This window comes from Sphingomonas oligoaromativorans, from assembly GCF_011762195.1.
In the GTDB taxonomy this organism is placed as follows: domain Bacteria; phylum Pseudomonadota; class Alphaproteobacteria; order Sphingomonadales; family Sphingomonadaceae; genus Solisphingomonas; species Solisphingomonas oligoaromativorans.
In genome coordinates, this window is sequence record NZ_JAASQK010000004.1 from 209,851 (window position 1) to 231,017 (window position 21,167).

Here is a 21,167-nt window from a genome sequence, read left to right on the forward strand (position 1 = left end):
ACAGGTTGTTTCCAATGTGAAGAACCATGTTTCACTACGGCTGTTTTGCGGAAGCACTCGCGCTAGCCTTGCTCTCAGGGGAAATTGTCAAGCCAAGGGGGTGGCTATGCGTAAAAGTCGGCTTTTGCATGAGACTTCGCTGCGTTCGGCGATGGTGCTGGGGTTGGCGATGGCCGTTGCGACGCCTGTGTTCGCACAGGAAACGCAGGTGGATCAGGCTGCCAACGCGGCGGCTGACGCAAAGGCGGGCGCGACGACGGCCGCCGCTCCATCGCAAGAGGAATGCGCCAAGAATCCTTCGCTGGCAGGATGCGTGACCGCGACGCGGGTCGCGGCCGTCGAAGGATCCGGCATTATCGTCACCGGATCGCGTATCAAGCGGCCGAATATCGATTCTCCCGCGCCAATCACGTCGATCAGCGGGGCTGAGTTCTTCCAGACGGGCAACGTCAATCTGGGCGACGTGCTGAACAAGCTCCCGCAGTTGCACAGCACGTTCAACAGTTCGAACTCGACTCGCTTTATCGGCACGCAGGGTCTGAACCTCGCCGATCTTCGCGGCCTGGGGACGAATCGCACGCTGGTGCTCATCAATGGTCGCCGCCAGGTTACTTCCGCGCTGCTTTCGACCGGCACCGAAGTCGACCTGAATACGATCCCGACCGATCTGATAGAGCGCGTGGACGTCGAAACCGGCGGCACGTCTTCCGTTTATGGTTCGGACGCGATTGCCGGCGTCGTCAATTTTGTCCTGAAGCAGAATTATGATGGCTTCCAGGTGCGCGGGCAGGGCGGCCTCAGCCAGTATAAGGACGGCGGCAGCTATTATGTCAGCGCCCTTGCCGGCAAGAATTTCTCCGATGATCGCGGCAACGTCGCGCTGAACGTCGAATATGCGAAGCAGGATCCCGTTCTGGCATCCGATCGCGCGCATTATTCGCATCGTGGCGGCTTCGTGCAGGTCGACAGCGATCCGGCATCCGCCGTGAACGGCAGCGACGGCATCCCGGACTATCAGTATTTCTCGGATCTCCGGTCGGCGATCTACAGCAACGGCGGCACGGTCGAGAATTTCAACACCTCGGTCATCACGCCTTACATCTTTACGCCGGATGGGCAGCTCATCCCGCAAACGGGCACGCGCGTCGGGCTTTCCCACAACAGTTTCCAGGGGGGCAACGGCTCGACCTTCCGCGATGGCGACCAGCTCTATCTGGTGCCGAGCCAGTCGCGCATCATCGCCAACTTCCTCGGCCATTATGAGGTGAGCGACGCCTTCGTCCCCTATATCGAGGCGAAATATGTCCACAATCATGTGATCGGCGGGCAGTCGGGGCCGAGCTTCATGGCGCGCGGCAGTCTTGGCGACACCGATATCTTCTCGATTAACAACCCGTTCTTGACGGATCAGGCGCGTGGCGTCATCCGGTCAATCTATACGGATGGCACGCTCGATAACGGCGACGGCATCAATGATGCCGATGAATATGGCTTCTATCTCAATCGCAACAATGTCGATCTCGGCAGCCGCGTCGACGATACGAAGCGTGATCTCTATCGCATCGTCGGTGGTGTCCGGGGCGATCTGGGCAGTGGATTCTCGTACGACTTCTCGGTCAATTACGGCCACTTCAAGGAACACAACGTCAATCGCGGCAATCTGAACGTTCAGCGCTATCTGCTGGCGATCGACGCCGTGCGTGATCCGACGAGCGGCAATATCGTGTGCCGCTCGACGCTGGACCCGAGTTCGGCGACGGCGGTGCCGGGAGGAGAATCCTTCCTGGCCGACGACATCGCCAAGTGCGTTCCGCTGAACCTGTTCGGCGCCAACGCCATGAGCGCGGCGGCCAAGGCCTATGTGACGCCGCGGACCTATTCGGTCGCGAGTGCCGATCAGCTTGACATCACGGGCTCGATCAGCGGCGACTCGAGCAAGTGGTTCGAACTGCCCGGCGGGCCGATCGGCTTCGCTCTTGGCGGCGAATATCGCCGCGAGACGCAGTATCAGGCGTTCGATCAATATGTGCAGTCGGGCGTCACCTTCCTGAACGCCATCCCGACCTTCGATCCGCCCGCGTTCGAAGTGAAGGAAGCGTTCGGCGAGGTCGAGGTTCCGATCCTCAGGGATCGGCCGTTCTTCAACAAGCTGCTCCTGAACGGTGCCTTCCGCGTTTCGGACTATAAGGGCGCGGCGGGCACGGTGTGGGCCTATAATGGCGGCGGTCAGTGGTCGCCGATCAAGGACATCACCTTCCGCGGAAACTATTCGCGGGCGGTGCGCGCACCGGCGCTGACCGAGGCCTATGGTGTCCAGACGCAGAACTTCGCGCCGGGATTCGAAGATCCCTGTGCCGCCGATCATATCGGCGAGGGCACGTCGACCCGCGCTGCCAATTGCGCGGCGGCAGGCATTCCGACGTCCTACAACTACACTTATGACGCCTCGCTGGAGATCCTGAGCGGCGGCAATCCCAATCTGAAGGCGGAAACCTCGGATTCCTATTCGTTTGGTGCCTTGCTTCAGCCGCGCTTCGTTCCGGGCCTGAGCCTGAGCGTCGATTATTACAATATCACGGTCAACAAGGTCATCTCCGCGCCGGAGGCCCAGGATATCGTCAATGCCTGCTATGACGCGGCAAGTTTGAATAATCAGTTCTGCGGCCTGTTCCAGCGCAACCCGGCCGGAACGATCGTCGGCGGCCAGGATATCAGCTATTCCGTCGCCGACGGCACGCTTCAGCAGACGTTGCTCAACTATGCGAAGCTGAAGTCGTCCGGCATCGACATGCAGCTCGATTATAACCATCGCTTCGGCAATGGCCTCCAGATGACCCTTCGCGGGACCGTTTCGTACAATATCGAGAACAATCAGTATCTGTTCCCGGACGATCCGTCCCGGCCCGATCAGTTGCTCTATGAGCTGTCCTATCCGAAGTGGCAGGGCGACCTGAATATCGACCTCAAGAAGGGGTCGGTGACCTTCGGTTATGAAGTCCGCTATATCGGAAAGATGGTGCCGGATGCGATCGAGGACATTCGTTCGGTCGGCGGGCGCCCGCCGCAGAATGCCGATTATACGAACTTCGATTTCTACAAGGCGGTCTGGTACCACAATATCCGGCTGTCGCTCGATGCGACCGAGAAGTTCAATTTCTACGGCGGCATCGATAACGTCACCAACAAGCTTCCGCCCTATGGCCTCACCGGCGTTGGTGGCGGCAGCGGCATCTACGATAACCGCGGTCGCTTCTTCTATATCGGTGCGACTGCGAAGTTCTGACATGTTGGATGGGGCCGATGGAAACGTCGGCCCCATTTCTTTGGCGCGATGACAACGAACTCGGAACCGTCCCTGGATCGCGTCGATGCCCTGGCCGGCATGGGACGCATCGCCGATGCGTTGCAGCTTCTCGAGGCGCTGGCGCTTGCGGGGCATGTCGATGCGATGGTGAAACTGGCGAGCTGGCTTCTGGCCGGCCGGCAAGTTTCCCGCGATCTTTCTCGCTCGCGCGCGCTCTTCGAGGCGGCCGGCCGGTCTGGCCGAGCCGACGCGGCCGCTATTCACCGCGCTTTCGTGGCAAACGGGACGGGCGCTCCGCCGGATTGGAGGCAGGCGATCCAATTGTTGCAAGCGGCTGCGGGAAGCCCGCCGATCGATCGGCAATTGCGTCTTCTCGAAGGGATGGATCTTGATGAGGAGGGCGGGCCGCGCGTGGTTCCCGGTGGGGAGACCCTCGGCGATCGGCCACGGGTGATCGTCTTCCGGGGATTTTTCGCGGCGGATGAATGCGTTTACCTCACCTCCTCCTCCGAGGGGCGCTTCCGGCGAGCGACTGTCTTCGATCCATCGAGCGGGCGGCAGATCAGCGACCCCATCCGTTCATCCGATGTGGCCAGCTTCCCGCTGGCTCTCGAAGATCCGGTCGTCCGCGCGCTCAATCTGCGGATAGCGGCGGCGAGCGGCACGAACGTTCGGGGAGGCGAGCCCCTGACGATTTTGCGATACGCGCCCGGACAGCAGTATCGCCCGCATGTGGACGCCCTGCCGCACGGCGATAATCAAAGAGAATGGACCATGCTGGTCTATCTGAATGCGGACTATCTGGGGGGAGAAACCTGCTTCCTCCATTCCGGGTTGCGGGTGAAGGCCGGTATCGGCGATGCGATCCTCTTTCGGAATGTCGATGGGTCCGGCCGCCCCGATATGACATCCCGACATGCCGGCGAACCGGTGACATCGGGGATCAAATTTGTCGCGTCGAGATGGATTCGGGCCAGGCCTATCGCGCTGTAACCGGCCTTTTCCGGCTTCCGATCGCCGAAGCTTCCGGGCCGTAGGATTTCCCGCGGCGTTTGGGAGGCTTGGGAAATGTGCCGACGGTTTCCCCTGTTCACCACGCCATGCAATGCCTAGGGTGGAGCGGAATGCAGGCGTGAAGGGCGCCGGGGCGGGGGCACAAGTCGTTGGCGCGTAAATGATCGAGATCGATCCTCTTCACGCGACACTGGCGGGGTTGATCGTCGCGATCTGGTTGGCGGCGGCGGTCGTTGCGGTCATCTTCGGGTGGCAGCGGGGGCATTCGGCGAAAGCGGCGGTCGCGGAACTCGCGCGGTTGCGCATGATGCTGGCGGGCGCGCCGGTGCTGCCGATGCTGGTGACCGCAGACGGGCGTGTCCGTGCCCATGAGCGAGTGGCCGACTGGTTCGGGCTGGAACGATCGCCTCGCTCGCTGCCCGATCTCGCCGCCCGGCTGGACCCGCTGGATGCCGAAGCGCTGACCAGGGACGTGCTGACCGCGCAGAAGGGCGGGGCGGCGTTCGCGCGCGCCGTCCGTCCGGTCGGCGCGGGGCGCGTGCTGATGGTGCGTGGCCGGCCCGCTGCGGGAGCGCTGGGGGAGGGCGCGGCGCTGCTTTGGCTGTTCGACGCGACCGAAAGCGAGGAGGAGATCGACCGCCTCGACAGCGAGCGCGGCCGGCTGACCGACGCGCTGGACGCGCTCGCCGGGCTGATCGAGGCCGCCCCCATCCCGATGTGGCATCGCGGGCCGGACCTGCGCCTGAGCCTCGTCAATTCGGCCTATGTCCGCGCGGTGGACGGGGTGGACGCGCATGGCGTCATCGAGCGCGGGCTGGAGCTGATCGAAGGCCATGGCCCCGGCAGCCCGATCGCCACCGCCGCCGCCGCGCGCGACGAGGGCGAGATGTCGGTCCGCACCGTGCCCGCCACGATCGGCGGCGAGCGGCGCACGCTGCGCGTCGTCGACGTGCCGCTGGGGCCGAGCGGCATCGCCGGCTACGCGGTGGATGTCGAGGAGGTGGAGCAGGCCAAGGCCGATCTGGTCCGCTTCGAGGATGCGCAGCGCGACATGCTCGATCGCCTCTCCGCCGGCGTCGCCCAGTTCGCGGCGGACCGGCATCTGGTCTTCTCCAATTCCGCCTTCCAGCGGCTGTTCGCGATGCTGCCCGAATGGCTGGCCGACCGGCCGGAGTTCGACCGCGTGCTGGAGCGGATGCGCGAGGCCGATCGCCTGCCCGAAAGCCGCGACTTCCCCGGCTGGAAGGCCGAGCGGCGGCGCTGGTTCCTCTCCGAGACGGCGCAGGAGGAGGCGTGGCAGCTTCCTTCCGGCACGCACTTGCGCGTCGTTGGCCAGCCGCTGCCCGACGGCGGTATGCTCATGATCTTCGAGGATCGCACCGAGCAGGTCCGCCTCCGTGTCGAGGCCGATACGCTGCTGCGCGTGCGGACGGCGACGTTCAACAATCTCTACGAGGCGGTCGGCGTGTTCGCGGCGGACGGGCGGCTCCATCTCTGGAACAACCGCTTCCGCGAGGTGTGGGAGCTGGAGGAGGAGGAACTCGCCCGCCATCCCCGTGTCGACGCGCTGGTGCAGATGGTGAGCCCGCGCCTCGCCAACCCGGCACGCGGCGGCCTGATCCGCGAGCTGGTCCGCCTCGCGACGACCGACCGGCAGAGCCGGGTCGGCCGCATCGCCTTCGCCGACGGGCGGCATTTCCAGTTCGCGGCGGTGCCGCTGCCGGACGGCAACGCGCTGTTCACGCTGCTCGACATCACCGACAGCCTGCGCGCGGAGCAGGCGCTGCGCGATCGCGCCGCCGCGCTGGAGGAGGGGGATCGGGTCAAGTCCGCCTTCGTCGCGACGATGAGCTATGAGCTGCGCACGCCGCTCACCTCGATCGGCGGCTTCGCGGAGATGCTGTCCGCCGGGTTCGCCGGCCCGCTGAGCGACCGGGCCAGGGATTATGTCGGCTCGATCATCGCGGCCTCGGCGCGGCTGGGGCAGCTTGTCGACGAGGTGCTGGACCTGACGCGCAGCGCCGCCGGGCATCTCGATCTGGAGCATGTGCCGATCGAGCTGGGCGCGATCTGCCGCTCGGCCGTCGAGGGGCTGGCCGATGCGGCGCGGGCGCGCAAGCTGGAGCTGATCGTCGCGGTCGAGAAGGATGTCGGGCAGGTATCCGGCGACGTCCGGCGCCTGCGCCAGGCGATCGACCATGTGCTGCGCAACGCCGTCGACTATACGCCGGAGGGCGGCCGCGTCTTCTTCCATGCCAGCGGGGATGCCGAGCAGGCGACGATCATCGTCTCCGACAATGGCCGCGGCATCGATGCGGAGGAGCGCCAGCGCATCTTCGATCCCTTCCACCGCACCACCGTGAAAGGCGATCGGCGTGAGGGCTCGATCGGCCTCGGCCTGCCGCTCACCCGTCATTATATCGAGGCACATGGAGGCAGCGTCTGGCTCGAATCCGAGCCCGGCAGCGGCACGACGGTGTCGATCCGCCTCCCCAGGACGACCGCATGACCCGTACCGGAACCATTCCCCTCGCCGATGCCCACGCCACCGAGGCGCTGGGCCGCGCGCTGGCGCCGCTGCTCCGTGCGGGGGACGTGGTGGCGCTGTTCGGCGATCTCGGCGCGGGCAAGACCAGCCTCGCGCGGGGCGTGCTGGCGGCGCTGGGCCTCGCCGAGGAAGCACCGAGCCCGACCTTCGCGATCGTCCAGCCCTATGCGCCGCCCGAAGTGTCGCTCCCGGTCGCGCATGTCGATCTCTATCGGCTGGACGAGCCGGAGGATGCGGAGGAACTCGGCCTCGACGAATTGCTGGAGGACGGCGTTCTGCTGATCGAATGGCCGGAACGGCTCGGCGCGGCGCTATGGCCGGAGGCGCTGCGTCTGGCGATCGAGCCCGACGGAAACGGCGGCCGTCGCTTGACTTGGACCGCGCCCGCGCCATGGGAGGCGCGATGGCCACCCCGATGATTCCGCCCGCCCATGCCCCCGCATTCCTGGCCGCGAACGGCTGGGAGGGCGCCGCGATCCTGCCGCTCGCCGGCGATGCCTCGTTCCGGCGCTATTTCCGCGTCGTCCATGAGGGGCGCACCGCCGTCCTGATGGACGCGCCGCCGACGCATGAGGATCTCGGCCCCTTCATCGCGATCGCGGAGCATCTGGGGCGGCTCGGCCTGTCCTCGCCGCAAAGCTATGCGGTGGACCGCGAGGGCGGCCTGCTGTTGCTGGAGGATTTCGGGGACCGGCTGGTCGGCCCGCTGCTGCGCCGTGGCGAGACGGATCAGGAAACCACGATCTATCGCGACGCCATCACGCTGCTGGCGCGCCTTGGTGAGCAGCCGGTGCCGGAGGGGCTGCCGCCCTATGACATGGCGGTGATGCGCCGTGAGGTCGGGCTGTTCCCCGAATGGTACGCACCCGCCGTCGGCCTCGATCTCGACCAGGAGGGCTGGGACAAGGCGTGGGAGGCCGTGCTGCCGCGCGTCGCCTCGCCGAAGCCGCCTGTGCTGGTGCTGCGGGACTATCATGTCGACAACATCATCCTGCTGGAGCGTTCCGGCCTGAAGCGCCTCGGCCTGCTCGATTTCCAGGACGCGCTGGCGGGGCATCCGGCCTATGATCTGGTCTCGCTGCTCCAGGATGCGCGCCGCGACGTGTCGCCCGCGCTGGAGGCCGAGATGTTGGAGGCCTACGCGATCGAAGCGGGGATCGAGGATATCGAGACCTTCCGCGCGGATTACGAGATCCTCGGCGCGCAGCGGAACACCAAGATTCTCGGCATCTTCACCCGCCTTTGGAAGCGGGACGGCAAGCAGACCTATCTGCCGATGCAGCCCCGCGTATGGGGTTATCTGGAGCGCAATCTCGCTCATCCGGTGCTGGCGCCGGTGGCGGAATGGTTCGATCGGAACGTGCCCGCCGGGCTGCGGGCGGCCTTCTGGACGGGGTTCACGGCATGAAGAAATTCTCCAAGCCGCTGGCACTCCGCCCCGATCCCCACGCCGCGCGAGCCCAGCCCGAGACGGTGATGCTGCTCGCCGCCGGCCTCGGCAAGCGGATGCGGCCATTGACCGCCACCCGGCCCAAGCCGCTGGTCGAGGTGGCGGGGCGCTCGCTGCTCGATCATGCGCTGGATCGGGTGCGGGCCGGCGGCGTGCGGCGCGCGGTGGTCAACGTCCATTATCTCGCCGACGCGCTGGAGGCGCATCTGCGCAACCATGCGGACGGCCTCGAAATCCTCGTCTCGAACGAGCGCGCCCAGTTGCTGGAGACGGGCGGCGGGGTCGTCCATGCGCTGCCGTTGCTGGGCGACCAGCCCTTCTATGTCGTCAACACCGACAATCTGTGGGTGGACGGCCCGGTCGATACGCTCCGCCTGCTGGCGAACGGCTGGGACGACGAGCGGATGGACGCGCTGCTGCTCGTGGTTCCGCTCGCCCATGCGACGGCGCATGGCGGGCAGGGTGATTTCCATATGGACGCCGCCGGCCACCTTCGCCGCCGGGAGCCGCGCCGCGTGGCCCCCTTCGTCTATACGGGCATCCAGCTCGTCTCGCCGCGCCTGTTCCGCGATGCGCCGGGAGGGCCTTTCTCGATGAACATCCTGTGGAACCGGGCGATGCAGGAGGGGCGCGTGTTCGGCGTCGTGCATCAGGGGCTGTGGTGCGACGTCGGCACGCCCGCCGCCATCCCCGTCGCCGAGAGCATGTTGCGGCGTGGCTGAGCGCGCCACGCCGGCGCTGTTCACCGTCCCGGCGCATCGTCCTTTCACCGATGCGCTGGCCGCCGGCCTGATCGCGCAGACGGGCGGCGACCGGCTGGCGCTGGCGCGGGGCCTCATCCTCGTGCCCAACAACCGCGCCGCGCGGGCGGTCAGCGACGCCTTCGTCCGCCGGGCCGAGCATGGCCTGCTGCTGCCGCGTCTGGTCGCGATCGGCGATCTGGAGCTGGGCGACGGGCCGGGCCATGCGCTCGATCCCGCCGATGCGGAGCCGGTGCCGCCCGCCGTCGATCCGATGGTCCGCCGCATGGTGCTGGCGCGGCTGGTCTCCGAGGAGCGGGCGAAGATCGGCGAGCCGGTCGACGCCGCCGAGGCCGTGCGGCTGGCGCAGGCGCTGGCCCGCACGCTCGACCAGATGATGGTCGAGGAGAAGCCGATCCGCGCGCTGGCCGAGCTGGACGTGGAGGCGGACCTTTCCGAACATTGGCAGCGCGCGCTCGGCGTGCTGACGGCGGTGCTGGCGCGCTGGCCGGGCGAGCTTCTGGCGATGGGGCGGATCGATCAGGCGGATCGCCGCAACCGGTTGCTGGATCGCGCCGCGCGCACATGGCGGGAGGGGGCCGCGCAGGGCTTCGTCGTCGCGGCGGGCATCATCGATACGGCGCCGGCGGTGGCCCGGCTGCTGCGGACCATCGCGTGGATGCCGGAGGGCAAGGTGGTGCTCCCCGGCCTCGATCTCTCCATGCCGCAGGAGGAGTGGGACGCGCTCGGCCCCGACGAGGATGGCCGCGCGATCGAGACGCATCCCCAGTTCCACCTGAAGCGCCTGCTCGATCGCATGGGGCTGGCGCGCAGCGAGGCGGAGCGCTGGGGCTGGGGCGGCGGCGCCGAGGCGGCGGCGTCCTCCGCGGCACGGGGACGGGCGATCGCCAACGCGATGAAGCCGGCGGCCTTCACCGGCAAATGGCAGGAGCTTCCCCCCGCCGAGCGGCGCCTGTCGGGCGTCCGCGCGCTCGAATGCGCGACGCCGGCCGAGGAGGCGCAGGCGATCGCCATCGCGCTGCGTCAGGCGATCGAGACGCCGGGCCGAACCGCCGCGCTGGTGACGCCGGATCGCACGCTCGCGCGCCGGGTGGCCGCGCATCTCTGGCGCTGGGGGATCGTGGTGGACGATTCCGCCGGCCGGCCCTTGTCCGCGATGCCGTCGGGCACGCTGCTCACCGCGATCGCCGAGGCGGCGGCCAGCGGCTTCGCGCCGGTGGAGCTGCTGACCCTCCTCAAGCATCCCCTGGTGAAGGGAGGCGTCGAGCGCTGGCAGTGGCTGGCGGCCGTCCGTTCGCTGGACCTCGCGCTCCGGGGGCCGAGGCCGGCGCCCGGTCTGGCGGGGGTGTCCGCGCTGGTCCGCGATCCCGGTAACAGGCTGGACGCGACATGGTGGAATGGCGTGCTGGACATGCTCCAGCCGCTGGAGACCGCCTTCTCCGGCCGCGTGACGCTGCCCGCGATGCTCGCCGCGATCCGTGAGGCGGCGTCGGCGCTCACGCAGGACGAGGCATGGGCCGGCCCCGCCGGGCGCGCCGCCGCCGAGCTGTTCGAGGCGCTGGAAGGCTCCGCGCCGCTCGGGCCGTCCGAACTGGCGTCCGCCGCCGCGGGGCCGATGCTGGCACGGCTGATGGAAGAGGTATCGGTGCGCCCGCCGCAGGGTGGGCATCCGCGCGTCTCGATCTGGGGCCTGATCGAGCAGCGACTCCAGCACGCCGATTTCGCCGTGGCGGCCGGGCTCAACGAGGGCGTATGGCCGGCCTTGCCGAGCCCCGATCCGTGGCTCAGCCCGCGCGTGCGGCGGGCGCTGGGCCTGCCGGGGCTGGAGTGGCGGATCGGCATCGCCGCGCATGATTTCGCGAGCCTGCTGGGTTCGCCCAGCGTGCTCGTCACCCGCGCGCGGCGGGATGCGCGCGCGCCGGCCGTCGCCTCGCGCTTCTGGCTGCGGCTGGAGGCGATGACCGGCGGCATCGCCCGTGCGCCGCATTTCCGGCGATGGAGCGCCGCGATCGACCGGCCGGATGCCTTCGCCCCCGCCGACCGCCCGCGTCCCGCCCCGCCGGCCGACCAGCGCCCGCGCAAGCTGGCCGTCACGCGGCTCGATCGGCTGAAGGCGGACCCCTATGCCTTCTACGCGCAGGAGATGCTGAAGCTCGTCAGCCTCGATCCCGTCGATGCCGAGCCCAGCCCGGCCTGGCGGGGCAGCGCCGTCCACGCGGTGCTGGAGGCATGGGCCAAGGAGGATCAGTGCGATCCCTCCAAACTTGCCGCTCGCGCCGAGGCGATGCTCGACGGCATCACCGCGCATCCGGTGCTGAAGGCGCTCTGGGCGCCGCGCCTGCGGGAATCCATCGCATGGATCGCCGATGAGATGCTGGCCGCGATGGCGACGGGGCGGAAGCCGCTTGTCGCCGAGGTGTTCGGCGAACGCGAGATCGACGGCATCCGCCTCTATGGCAAGGTCGACCGGATCGACCGGATGCCCGACGGCAGCCTCGCCATCGTCGATTACAAGACCGGCCAGCCGCCGGGCACGAAACAGGTCGCGGCGGGCTATGCGATGCAGCTCGGCCTGCTGGGCCTGATCGCGGAGAATGGCGGTTTCAAGGAGGTGTCGGGCAAGGCCGGCGCCTTCGAATATTGGTCGCTGGCGCAGAAGGACGGCAAGCTCGGCTATGTCGCGCCGGCCACCGGCAAGCGCGCCGGCATCGATCCGGCCGAGTTCACCGCGCTCGCCTATCGCAATTTCGCGGACGCCGCCGCCAAGTGGCTGACAGGCGACGAACCCTTCCTCGCCAAGCTCCACCCGGAGCTGGCGCCTTATGCGGATTATGACCAGTTGATGCGCCTCGACGAATGGTATGGCCGTCAGGGGGACGAGCAAGCGGAGGAGGGGGCATGAGCGGCCGCATCTCGCCGCTGAAGCCGCTGGAAGGCGCGCAGGCCGAAGCCTCGCACCCCGAGCGGCTGGTCTGGCTGTCGGCCTCCGCGGGGACGGGCAAGACGCACGTCCTGACCGCGCGCGTGATCCGCCTGCTGCTGGCGGGGAACGATCCGGCGTCGATCCTCTGCCTCACCTTCACCAAGGCGGGCGCGGCCGAGATGGCGGACCGCATCCATGCCCGCCTCGCGAGCTGGGTGCGGATGAAGCCCAACCATCTGAGCCACGAGCTGTTCGCGCTGGGCGAGAGGCATGACGACGAGGCGGTCGGGAATGCCCGCACGCTGTTCGCCCGCGTGCTCGATGCGACGGGCGGGGGCCTGCGCATCCAGACGATCCATGCCTTCTGCCAGACGCTGCTGGCGGGCTTCCCGTCCGAGGCGGGGTTGGTGCCCGGCTTCCGTCCGCTGGAGGATCGCGAGGAGCAGGCGCTGGGCTATGCGACGCTCGCCGAGATGCTGACATCGGCCGAGCGGGGCGGCGATCTCGGGCTGGTCCGCGACGTGCAGACGCTGAGCCGCCGGCTGGGCGAGCAGGGCGCCGAGGGCTTCCTCCGCCAATGCGCCCGCGCGCCGGACGCGATGGAGGCGCTGGGCGTCGGCATCGAGGCGAAGCTTCGCCGCGCGATGGACGTGCCGGATGGCGATATCGAGCGCGCCATTGCCGAAGCCTGTGCCGACGATCGCTTCGATCTCCGCACGCTGCAACGGGTCGCGGCCGCCAACGCGAGCTGGGCGACGGCGCGAGGGCTGGACCGGGCGGACGCGATCGCCCGCTGGCTCGCCGGATCGGTGGAGGCGCGCGCGGAGGGGCTTCAGGCGCTCCATGAGGTCTGGGCGACCAAGGCGGGCGAGCCGCGCTCCTTCGCCAAGGGACAGGCGCCGCAGGACGATGGCTATGCCGAGGACGCGATGCGTCTCCATGGCCTGTGCGGCGATCTGCTCGCGCTGCGGGTGAAGGCGGCCTATGCGGCGGTGCTGGCGGCCGGCTTACGCGCGGGGCAGGCCTATGCGCGGGCCTATGCGCAGGCGAAACGCGCGGCGGGCGCGGTCGATTTCGACGATCTGATCCGCACCACCGTCCGCCTGCTCAATGCCGAGGGCATGGGCGAGTGGGTCCGCTACAAGCTCGATCAGCGCACGGATCATATCCTCGTCGACGAGGCGCAGGATACCAATGCGCACCAATGGTCGATCGTGGCGGCGCTCGCGAGCGAGTTCTTCGCTCACGAACGCGAGCCGGCCGAGGCGATCAGGACCATCTTCACCGTCGGCGATTTCAAGCAGGCGATCTTCGGCTTTCAGGGCACCGATCCGCTGGCGTTCGAGGCCGCTGCGCAGGCATTTTCCTATCGCGCGACGGTGGGCGATCGCGCGATCCAGCGCCTCTCGCTCGACCGTTCCTTCCGCTCGACGCCGCCGGTGCTGGCGGTGGTGGACAAGATGATCGCGCATCTCGGCGCGGGCGCGCTGGGCCTCGTCGACGACGTGCCCCCGCACGAGGCGGCGAAGACGGGCGCGGGGCGCGTGATGCTCTGGCCTCCCGTCTCGGCCGAGCAGGCCGAGGATGTCGCGACCGGGGAGGAAGGCTGGCTCGACGATGCCACCCGCCTCTTCGCGGACCGGCTCGCGCGGCAGGTGAAGGCGTGGATCGACGCCGCCCCCTGGATCGGCACGCGCGGGCGGACGCTGCGCCCCGAGGATGTGATGATCCTCGTCCGCAAGCGCGGCGATCTCGCCTCGCTGATCGTCGCCCGGCTGCACGCGCATGGCGTGCCGGTGGCGGGCGTGGACCGGCTCCGCCTCGACGCGCCGCTGGCGGTGCGTGATCTGCTCGCCGCCGCCCGCTTCGCGCTCCAGTCGAGCGACGATCTGACGCTGGCCTCGCTGCTCGTCTCGCCGCTGTTCGGGATGTCGCAGCAGGAGATTTACGGGCTCTGCCATGGCCGCAAGGGCTCGCTATGGTCCAACCTGCCCGAAGGCGAGGCGCGGCAAGGGTTGAACACCATTCTCGGCGCGGCCGACCTCGTGACGCCTTACCGCTTCTTCGAGGAAATCCTCTCCGGCCCGCTCGACGGGCGGCGCAAGCTGCTCCGCCGGCTGGGCGAGGAGGCGCGCGATCCGATCGAGGAACTGCTCAACGCGGCCCTGCTGTTCGAGGAGAATGGCACGCCGTCGCTCCAGCTCTTCCTCGACTGGTTCGATCGCGGCGAGGTGCAGATCAAGCGCGACCCCTCCGCGCCGCTCGACGCGGTGCGGGTGATGACGGCGCATGGCTCCAAGGGGTTGCAGGCGCCGCTGGTGGTGCTGGCGGATGCGACCGGCGACCCCGATCGCTCGCCCGGCGGCGGGATCGGCTGGTCGGCGGAGGAAGGGGCGCCGCCGGTGCCGGTGGTCCGCCCGCGCAGCCATGAGCGCTTCGCTCCCTTCGACGCGCTGATCGACAAGCAGGAAGAGCGCGAGCTGGAGGAGCATTGGCGCCTTCTCTACGTCGCCGCGACGCGGGCCGAGGAATGGCTCGCGGTGGGCGGCGCGCTGGGGCCGATCAGCAAGGGCGTGGTGCCCGCGCGGAGCTGGTACGCCGCCATGGCCGCCGCGCTGGAGGGGCTGGAGACGAGCGCGGTCGACGATCCGATCTGGGGCGAGACCCGCATCCATACGGGCGGGGAGGCGGAACGCTCCGCCCCGCGCGAGCCGCGTGCGGTGGCGGCGGAATCGCCTCCGCCCGCATGGCTGCGCGCGCCCGCGCCCGAAGAGGCTCGCCCGCCGCGCCCGCTGGCGCCGTCCGCGATCGGCAACGACACCGTCGCCAACCCGCCGCCCAACCCCGCGATGCGCGCGGCGGCCGAGCGTGGGCGCTGGCTCCATGCGCTGTTCGAGCGGCTGCCCGCGCTTCCGCCGGAACGCCGCGAGGCGGCGGGGGAGCAGTGGCTGGAGCATTCCGCCGGGGTCGCCGACGCGGCGCTTCGGGCCGGGCTGGTGGCGGACGTCTGCAAGACCATCGCCGATCCGCGCTTCGCCGCGATCTTCTCTCCGCACGCGCTGGCGGAGGCGCCGATCGCCGCCGTCGTGGAAGGGCAGGTGGTGGCCGGCACGGTCGATCGCCTGCTGGTGACCGACGACATCGTGACCATCGTCGATTTCAAGACCGGGCGGCGCGTGCCGTCGGGCCTCGCCGCGGTGCCCGAGCATCATCTCGATCAGATGGGCGCCTATGCGGCCGCGCTGGCGGCGATCTTCCCCGGCCGTGCGATCGAGGCGGCCCTGCTCTACACGGCGGGGCCGACGCTGATCCCGCTCGCCCCCGAAATATTGGCGGCGCACAAGCCGCGCTTGGCGCTTGCGGAGCAAAGTTTGGCACCCACCGGTTGAGGCCGGGCACCGACGCGCCTACATCCGTTGCCAAAGTGAACCGGAGTATCGCCCCATGGCTACCAAGACTGTCACCGATCAGAGCTTCGCAACCGACGTGCTGGCCGCCGATGGCCCCGTGCTCGTCGATTTCTGGGCCGAGTGGTGTGGCCCCTGCAAGATGATCGGACCGGCGCTCGAAGAGCTGTCGGAGGAACTGGGCGAGAAGGTGACGATCGCCAAGCTGAACATCGACGACAATCCCGACGCGCCGGGTCGCTACGGCGTGCGCGGCATCCCGACGATGATCCTCTTCAAGGGCGGCGCGCCTGCGGCCACGCAGGTCGGCGCCGCGCCGAAGAGCCGCCTCAAGGCCTTCATCGAAGAGTCGCTCTGATCTGGGCGGCTGGGCTCAGGGCTCAGCCGAACAGACGCTCCGCCGCTTCGTCCCACAGCCGGGGCGAGGCGGCCGCGAGCAGGCCGGGCCGGTCCTCGCCCAGCCGATAGGGCTTGCCGTCGATCCGCGCGATCCGGCCGCCCGCTTCCTCCAGGAACAGCGCGCCCGGCGCATGATCCCACGGCATCGCCCGCCAGAACAGCGCGAGGTCGTTGGTGCCGAGCACGAGGCGCGGATATTGCTCGCCCGCGCAGTGCGGGATGTCGGCGATGGCGATATGCCCCTCCGAGCGCGCCATCACGCTCGCGCGGACATCGTCCGGCAGATAACGCGTGGCGAGCGCGCCGATGGGGCGCGCGCCGCCCGTCGCCCGCGCGGTGACGCGCTGGCCGTCGATAGAGGCGCCGCCGCCAAGCACGGCATGGCACATCCGCCCACCGACCGGATCGAGTATCCAGCCCGCCTGCACGACGCCGCCCTCCGCCAGCGCCACCATCATTGCGAAGGGCGTGCGGCCCGCCGCGAAGTTGCCGGTGCCGTCGAGCGGATCGACGATCCAGGCGGTGCCCTCGGTCGCGCGGAGGATCAGCGAGGCGTCTGCCGCCACGCCCTCCTCGCCGACGACATGGCTGCCGGGCAGGAGCGCGGTCAGCCCTTCGATCAGCCGGGCCTCGGATTCCTTGTCGGCGATGGTGACATAGTCGTCGGGCGCCTTCTCCTCGATCTGCCCGGCTTCGAGCTTCTGGAAATGCGCCATCAGCACGTCGCGGCCGATCCGCCGCATGAGCTGGTCGACGCCGGCATGGAGCGCGTGCATCGGCCTCAGCTCCGATAATCGGCGTTGATCGAGATGTAGCCGTGGGTGAGGTCGCACGTCCAAACCGTCGCGCGGCCCTCGCCGAGGCCGATGTCCACGCCGATGCGGACATCCTGCCCCTTGAGGTGCGCTGCGACGGGCGCTTCGTCATAGCCCTCGGCCGCGAGGCCGCCCGTCGCCACCTGCGTGTCGCCGAAGCGGATCGAGAGGCGGTCGCGCTCGGCCGGCTCGCCCGCCTTGCCGACGGCCATGACGATGCGGCCCCAGTTCGCGTCCTCGCCGGCGATGGCGGTCTTCACCAGCGGCGAGTTGGCGATGGAAAGCGCGATGGTGCGCGCGCTCTCGTCGGAGGTGGCGCCTTCCACCGCGATCTCGATGAACTTGGACGCCCCCTCGCCATCGCGCACGACGAGCTGGGCGAGCTGGAGGCACACATTCTGAAGCGCCGCCGCGAAGGCGTCCGCACCCGCATCGTCGAACGAGCCGAGGGGGGCGTTGCCCGCCTTGCCCGTCGCGAAGGCCAGCACCGTGTCCGAGGTCGAGGTGTCGCCGTCCACCGTGATGCAGGAGAAGCTGCGGCCGTTGGCGGCGGACAGGATCTGCTGGAGGAAGGCGGGCTCTACGGCGGCGTCGGTGAAGAGGAAGCCGAGCATCGTCGCCATGTCCGGCGCGATCATGCCCGAGCCCTTGATGACGCCCGCGATGGTGACGGTGCGGCCGTCCACGATCGCGGTGGCCATCGCGCCCTTGGGGAAGGTGTCCGTGGTCGAGATCGCGGCGGCGACCTTCTCCCAGTTGGCCTCGGGCGCGGCCAGCGCGAGGTCCACGCCGCCCTCGGCGGTGGGGATGGGGAGCGGCACGCCGATCACGCCGGTCGACGAGACGAACACGTCGGAGGGCTGGCAGCCGGCCGCCGTCGCCACCCGCGCGGTGATCGCCTCGACCGCGGCGCGGCCCTTGGCGCCGGTGAAGGCGTTGGAATTGCCCGCGTTCACCACCAGCGCCCGCGCCCGGCCGAGCGGCAGCGCCGAACGGCACCACTCCACCTCCGGCGAGGGGCATTTGGACTGGGTGGTGACGCCCGCGACAGTCGTGTCCTCGTCGAACAGCGCCAGCGTCATGTCGTCGCGATCCCAAGCCTTGTAGCCCGCGCGCACGGTCGCGAGGCGGACGCCCGCGATCGGGGGGATGGCGGGGAAGGGCGTGGCGAGCGGGGACATCATATCGGCCATGGGTGCATTCTCCAGCGTCGCCGCCGCGCTACAGGCCGATGGGGAGGGGATCAACCTCCGCTGATGTCTCTTCGTCGCCCCGGATCAAGCTTGGCACGACGAAGAGGCTGTTGGATTTGCGGACGCGGTTCTCCCGCGGGATCGTCAAGGGAAGGATAGCGGCCGGCGCGTCTTGTTGCGCGCACCCGGTTTGCAGGCGGGGCCTGCCTGGCGTCTGTGACGCCGGTTTGGCGGACCCTCACGAGGCCTGTCCCCTGATGCAACGGACAGGCGAGCGAGGGCTGGCCGTGGATGATGGAGCGAAGCTTCGGCTTTCCCGGATGACTTCGCGCCGGCCGCCCGGGGGTTCAACCCGGACCTTGCCTCACCGCGCAATGGCCAGGAGCGCGGGGAAGCGAGAAGGCGTATAACCCATATGGTTCAAAATGTCAAGATCGCCGTGTGATGGGGCACATCGATAGGCTTTTCCTGCCCCCCACCCGAATTGACACCCCTATCCACGCTCCCTAGATCAACCGCCTACTCGCGCGGGGGGTCGCGGGGCGTCTAGGCGTGCCCGCATCCGCCGTCCCATTTCGATTAGGAACGCTCATGCTCGGCGGCATCGCCAAGGCCATTTTCGGTTCGTCCAACGACCGCTATGTGAAGTCGCTGCGCTCCATCGTGGCGAAAATCGCCAGCTATGAGCCCGCCATCTCGGCCCTCGACGACGCCGCGCTCGCCCATCAGACGGTGCTGTTCCGCGAGCGGCTGGAACATGGCGAGACGCTCGACGATCTTCTGCCGGAAGCCTTCGCCACGGTGCGCGAGGCGGCCAAGCGCGTGCTCGGCCAGCGCCATTACGACGTGCAGATGGTGGGCGGCATCGTCCTCCACCGCGGCGAGATCGCCGAGATGCGCACGGGCGAGGGCAAGACGCTCGTCGCGACGCTCGCAACCTATCTCAACGCGCTTTCCGGCAAGGGCGTCCACGTCGTCACCGTGAACGACTATCTCGCCAGCCGCGACGCCGAGTGGATGGGCCGCGTCTATCGCTTCCTGGGCCTCACCACCGGCGTGATCGTGCCCAACATCCCGGATTTCCAGCGGCGCGAGGCGTATCACGCCGATATCACCTACGGCACGAACAACGAGTTCGGCTTCGACTATCTGCGCGACAACATGAAGTATGACCGCTCCCAGATGGTGCAGCGGCCCTTCAACTTCGCGATCGTGGACGAGGTCGACTCGATCCTGATCGACGAGGCGCGCACCCCGCTCATCATCTCCGGCCCGACCGACGACAAGTCCGAGCTGTATATGAGCGTCGACGCGGTCGTGCGGCAGCTCACGGCCGACGATTACGAGCTGGACGAGAAGCAGCGCTCGGTCATGCTGACCGAGGACGGCACCGAGAAGATCGAGCGCCTGCTCGAAGCCGCCGGCCTGCTCGAAGGCGACAATCTCTACGATTACGAGAACACGCAGGTGGTCCACCACCTGAACCAGGCGCTGAAGGCCAACGCCGTGTTCAAGCGCGACACCGACTATATCGTGAAGGATGACAAGGTCATCATCATCGATGAGTTCACCGGCCGCATGATGGACGGACGCCGCTGGTCCGACGGCCTGCACCAGGCGGTCGAGGCCAAGGAAGGCGTCAAGATCGAGCCCGAGAACCAGACGCTCGCCTCGATCACCTTCCAGAACTATTTCCGCATGTACCCGAAGCTCGGCGGCATGACCGGCACGGCGGCGACCGAAGCGGCCGAGTTCTTCGACATCTACAAGATGAACGTGGTCACCATCCCGACCAACGTGCCGGTGCAGCGCGTCGACGAGGACGACCAGTTCTTCAAGAGCATCCACGACAAGTTCGGCGCCATCGCCAAGGCGATCCGCGACAAGCAGGAAAATGGCCGCCAGCCGATCCTCGTCGGCACCGTGTCGATCGAGAAGAGCGAGCTGCTGTCGGAGTTCCTCCAGAAGGAAGGCGTCGCGCACAAGGTGCTGAACGCCCGCCATCACGAGAGCGAAGCGCATATCGTGGCGCAGGCGGGCCGCCTGGGCGCCGTCACCATCGCCACCAACATGGCCGGTCGCGGCACCGACATCCAGCTTGGCGGCAACCTCGAATTCCGTATGCTCGACGAGTTCCCCGATCTCGTCGAGGGCACGCCGGAATATGAGGCGCGGGCGACCGCCATCCGCGCCGAGATCGCGCAGGAAAAGCAGCAGGTGCTCGCCAATGGCGGCCTGTTCGTGCTCGGCACCGAGCGCCACGAAAGCCGCCGTATCGACAACCAGCTCCGTGGCCGTTCGGGCCGTCAGGGCGATCCGGGCCTCAGCCGCTTCTATCTGTCGCTCGACGACGATCTGCTGCGCATCTTCGGCCCGCAGACCTTGTTCGCGCGCATGATGAACAAGAATCTCGAGGATGGCGAGGCGATCATCTCGCCGTGGATCACCAAGGCGATCGAGACCGCGCAGAAGAAGGTCGAGGCGCGCAACTACGACGTCCGCAAGCAGGTCGTCGAATATGACGACGTGATGAACGACCAGCGCAAGATCATCTACGAGCAGCGCGCGGACATCATGGATTCGGAGACGGTCGACGACGTCACCGACGAGATGCGCGGCGAGACGGTGTCGTCGCTGGTCGGCGATGCCTGCCCGGTCGGCTCCTATCCCGAGCAGTGGGACGGCGAGACGCTCCAGGCTCGCGTGGCCGAGGTGTTCGGCCTCGAACTGCCGATCGTCGAGTGGGTCGGCGAAGAGGGCATCGAGCCCGAGACGCTGGCCGATCGCATCAAGGAACAGGCCGACGCGCAGATCAGCGCCAAGATCGAGGAAATCTCGGTCGATAGCTGGCGCGGCGTGGAGAAGAGCGTGCTCCTCCAGACGCTGGACGAGCATTGGAAGGATCACCTCTCGCGGCTGGATTCGCTGCGTCAGGTCATCCATCTGCGCGCCTATGCCCAGAAGACGCCGATCAACGAGTATAAGGCCGAGGCCTTCGCCATGTTCGGCCGTATGCTCGACGCGATCCGCGAGGATGTGACGCGCATCCTCGCCAACGTCACCTTCCAGGCGCCGCCGCCGCTCCCCGAGTTGCCCGAGTTCCTGACGAGCCATATGGACCCGCTGACCCAGATGGACGACGCCCAGCCGTCCTCCTACGCGGCGCCGGACATGGGCTTCGTGACCACGCGCCTCGCGATGCCGCAGATGCAGCAGGACGATCCGCAGCCGGTGCTGGGCGACGATCCGGCCTCGTGGGAGGGGCAGGTGAGCCGCAACGCACCGTGCCCCTGCGGCTCGGGCAAGAAATACAAGCACTGCCACGGCGCGCTCTGAGCCTGGAAAAAGGCGCC

12 protein-coding genes are annotated in these 21,167 nt (G+C 68.3%); 10 read left to right on the forward strand and 2 right to left on the reverse strand.

Annotation, left to right across the window (positions count from 1 at the left end):
• Window positions 1–106 precede the first annotated feature (106 nt).
• The 9 genes from FHS98_RS09680 to trxA all read left to right on the forward strand — a co-directional run bounded on the left by FHS98_RS09680 (window position 107) and on the right by trxA (window position 15,765).
• Entirely contained in the window at window positions 107–3,283 is a 3,177-nt protein-coding gene (locus tag FHS98_RS09680) for a TonB-dependent receptor domain-containing protein (protein WP_243847952.1), read from the forward strand.
• 48 nt (window positions 3,284–3,331) lie between these two features.
• Entirely contained in the window at window positions 3,332–4,297 is a 966-nt protein-coding gene (locus tag FHS98_RS09685; RefSeq protein WP_167103608.1) for a 2OG-Fe(II) oxygenase, read from the forward strand.
• A gap of 181 nt (window positions 4,298–4,478) precedes the next feature.
• Window positions 4,479–6,827, forward strand: coding sequence for a sensor histidine kinase (locus FHS98_RS09690; RefSeq protein ID WP_167103611.1), 2,349 nt, complete (start codon window positions 4,479–4,481; stop codon window positions 6,825–6,827).
• Window positions 6,824–7,285: a tRNA (adenosine(37)-N6)-threonylcarbamoyltransferase complex ATPase subunit type 1 TsaE gene (gene tsaE / locus FHS98_RS09695; RefSeq protein WP_167103614.1), complete on the forward strand. Its 462-nt coding sequence runs from the start codon at window positions 6,824–6,826 to the stop codon at window positions 7,283–7,285. The genes FHS98_RS09690 and tsaE overlap by 4 nt, the downstream gene beginning before the upstream one ends.
• Complete coding sequence (locus tag FHS98_RS09700) at window positions 7,270–8,274, forward strand: aminoglycoside phosphotransferase family protein (RefSeq protein ID WP_167103617.1); 1,005 nt, start codon at window positions 7,270–7,272, stop codon at window positions 8,272–8,274. Before tsaE ends, FHS98_RS09700 begins: the two co-directional genes overlap by 16 nt.
• Complete coding sequence (locus tag FHS98_RS09705; RefSeq protein ID WP_167103620.1) at window positions 8,271–9,038, forward strand: nucleotidyltransferase family protein; 768 nt, start codon at window positions 8,271–8,273, stop codon at window positions 9,036–9,038. Before FHS98_RS09700 ends, FHS98_RS09705 begins: the two co-directional genes overlap by 4 nt.
• Window positions 9,031–11,979, forward strand: a complete 2,949-nt coding sequence (gene addB, locus FHS98_RS09710) for a double-strand break repair protein AddB (protein ID WP_167103623.1) — start codon at window positions 9,031–9,033, stop codon at window positions 11,977–11,979. Before FHS98_RS09705 ends, addB begins: the two co-directional genes overlap by 8 nt.
• Complete coding sequence (addA, locus tag FHS98_RS09715) at window positions 11,976–15,389, forward strand: double-strand break repair helicase AddA (protein WP_167103626.1); 3,414 nt, start codon at window positions 11,976–11,978, stop codon at window positions 15,387–15,389. Before addB ends, addA begins: the two co-directional genes overlap by 4 nt.
• 55 nt (window positions 15,390–15,444) lie before the next feature.
• On the forward strand, window positions 15,445–15,765 hold the full coding sequence (trxA, locus tag FHS98_RS09720; RefSeq protein WP_019833082.1) for a thioredoxin TrxA: 321 nt from the start codon (window positions 15,445–15,447) through the stop codon (window positions 15,763–15,765).
• A gap of 22 nt (window positions 15,766–15,787) precedes the next feature.
• On the opposite strand, the gene FHS98_RS09725 is transcribed toward trxA, so the two are convergent.
• Together FHS98_RS09725 and argJ are read right to left on the reverse strand one after the other, a co-directional pair.
• Complete coding sequence (locus tag FHS98_RS09725; RefSeq protein WP_167103629.1) at window positions 15,788–16,582, reverse strand: inositol monophosphatase family protein; 795 nt, start codon at window positions 16,580–16,582, stop codon at window positions 15,788–15,790.
• 5 nt (window positions 16,583–16,587) lie between these two features.
• Window positions 16,588–17,814 (reverse strand): bifunctional glutamate N-acetyltransferase/amino-acid acetyltransferase ArgJ, encoded by a 1,227-nt coding sequence (gene argJ / locus FHS98_RS09730; protein ID WP_167103632.1) that lies wholly within the window; start codon window positions 17,812–17,814, stop codon window positions 16,588–16,590.
• 591 nt (window positions 17,815–18,405) lie between these two features.
• Here argJ and secA point away from each other — a divergent pair.
• Window positions 18,406–21,150, forward strand: a complete 2,745-nt coding sequence (secA, locus tag FHS98_RS09735) for a preprotein translocase subunit SecA (protein WP_167103635.1) — start codon at window positions 18,406–18,408, stop codon at window positions 21,148–21,150.
• Window positions 21,151–21,167: the final 17 nt, after the last annotated feature.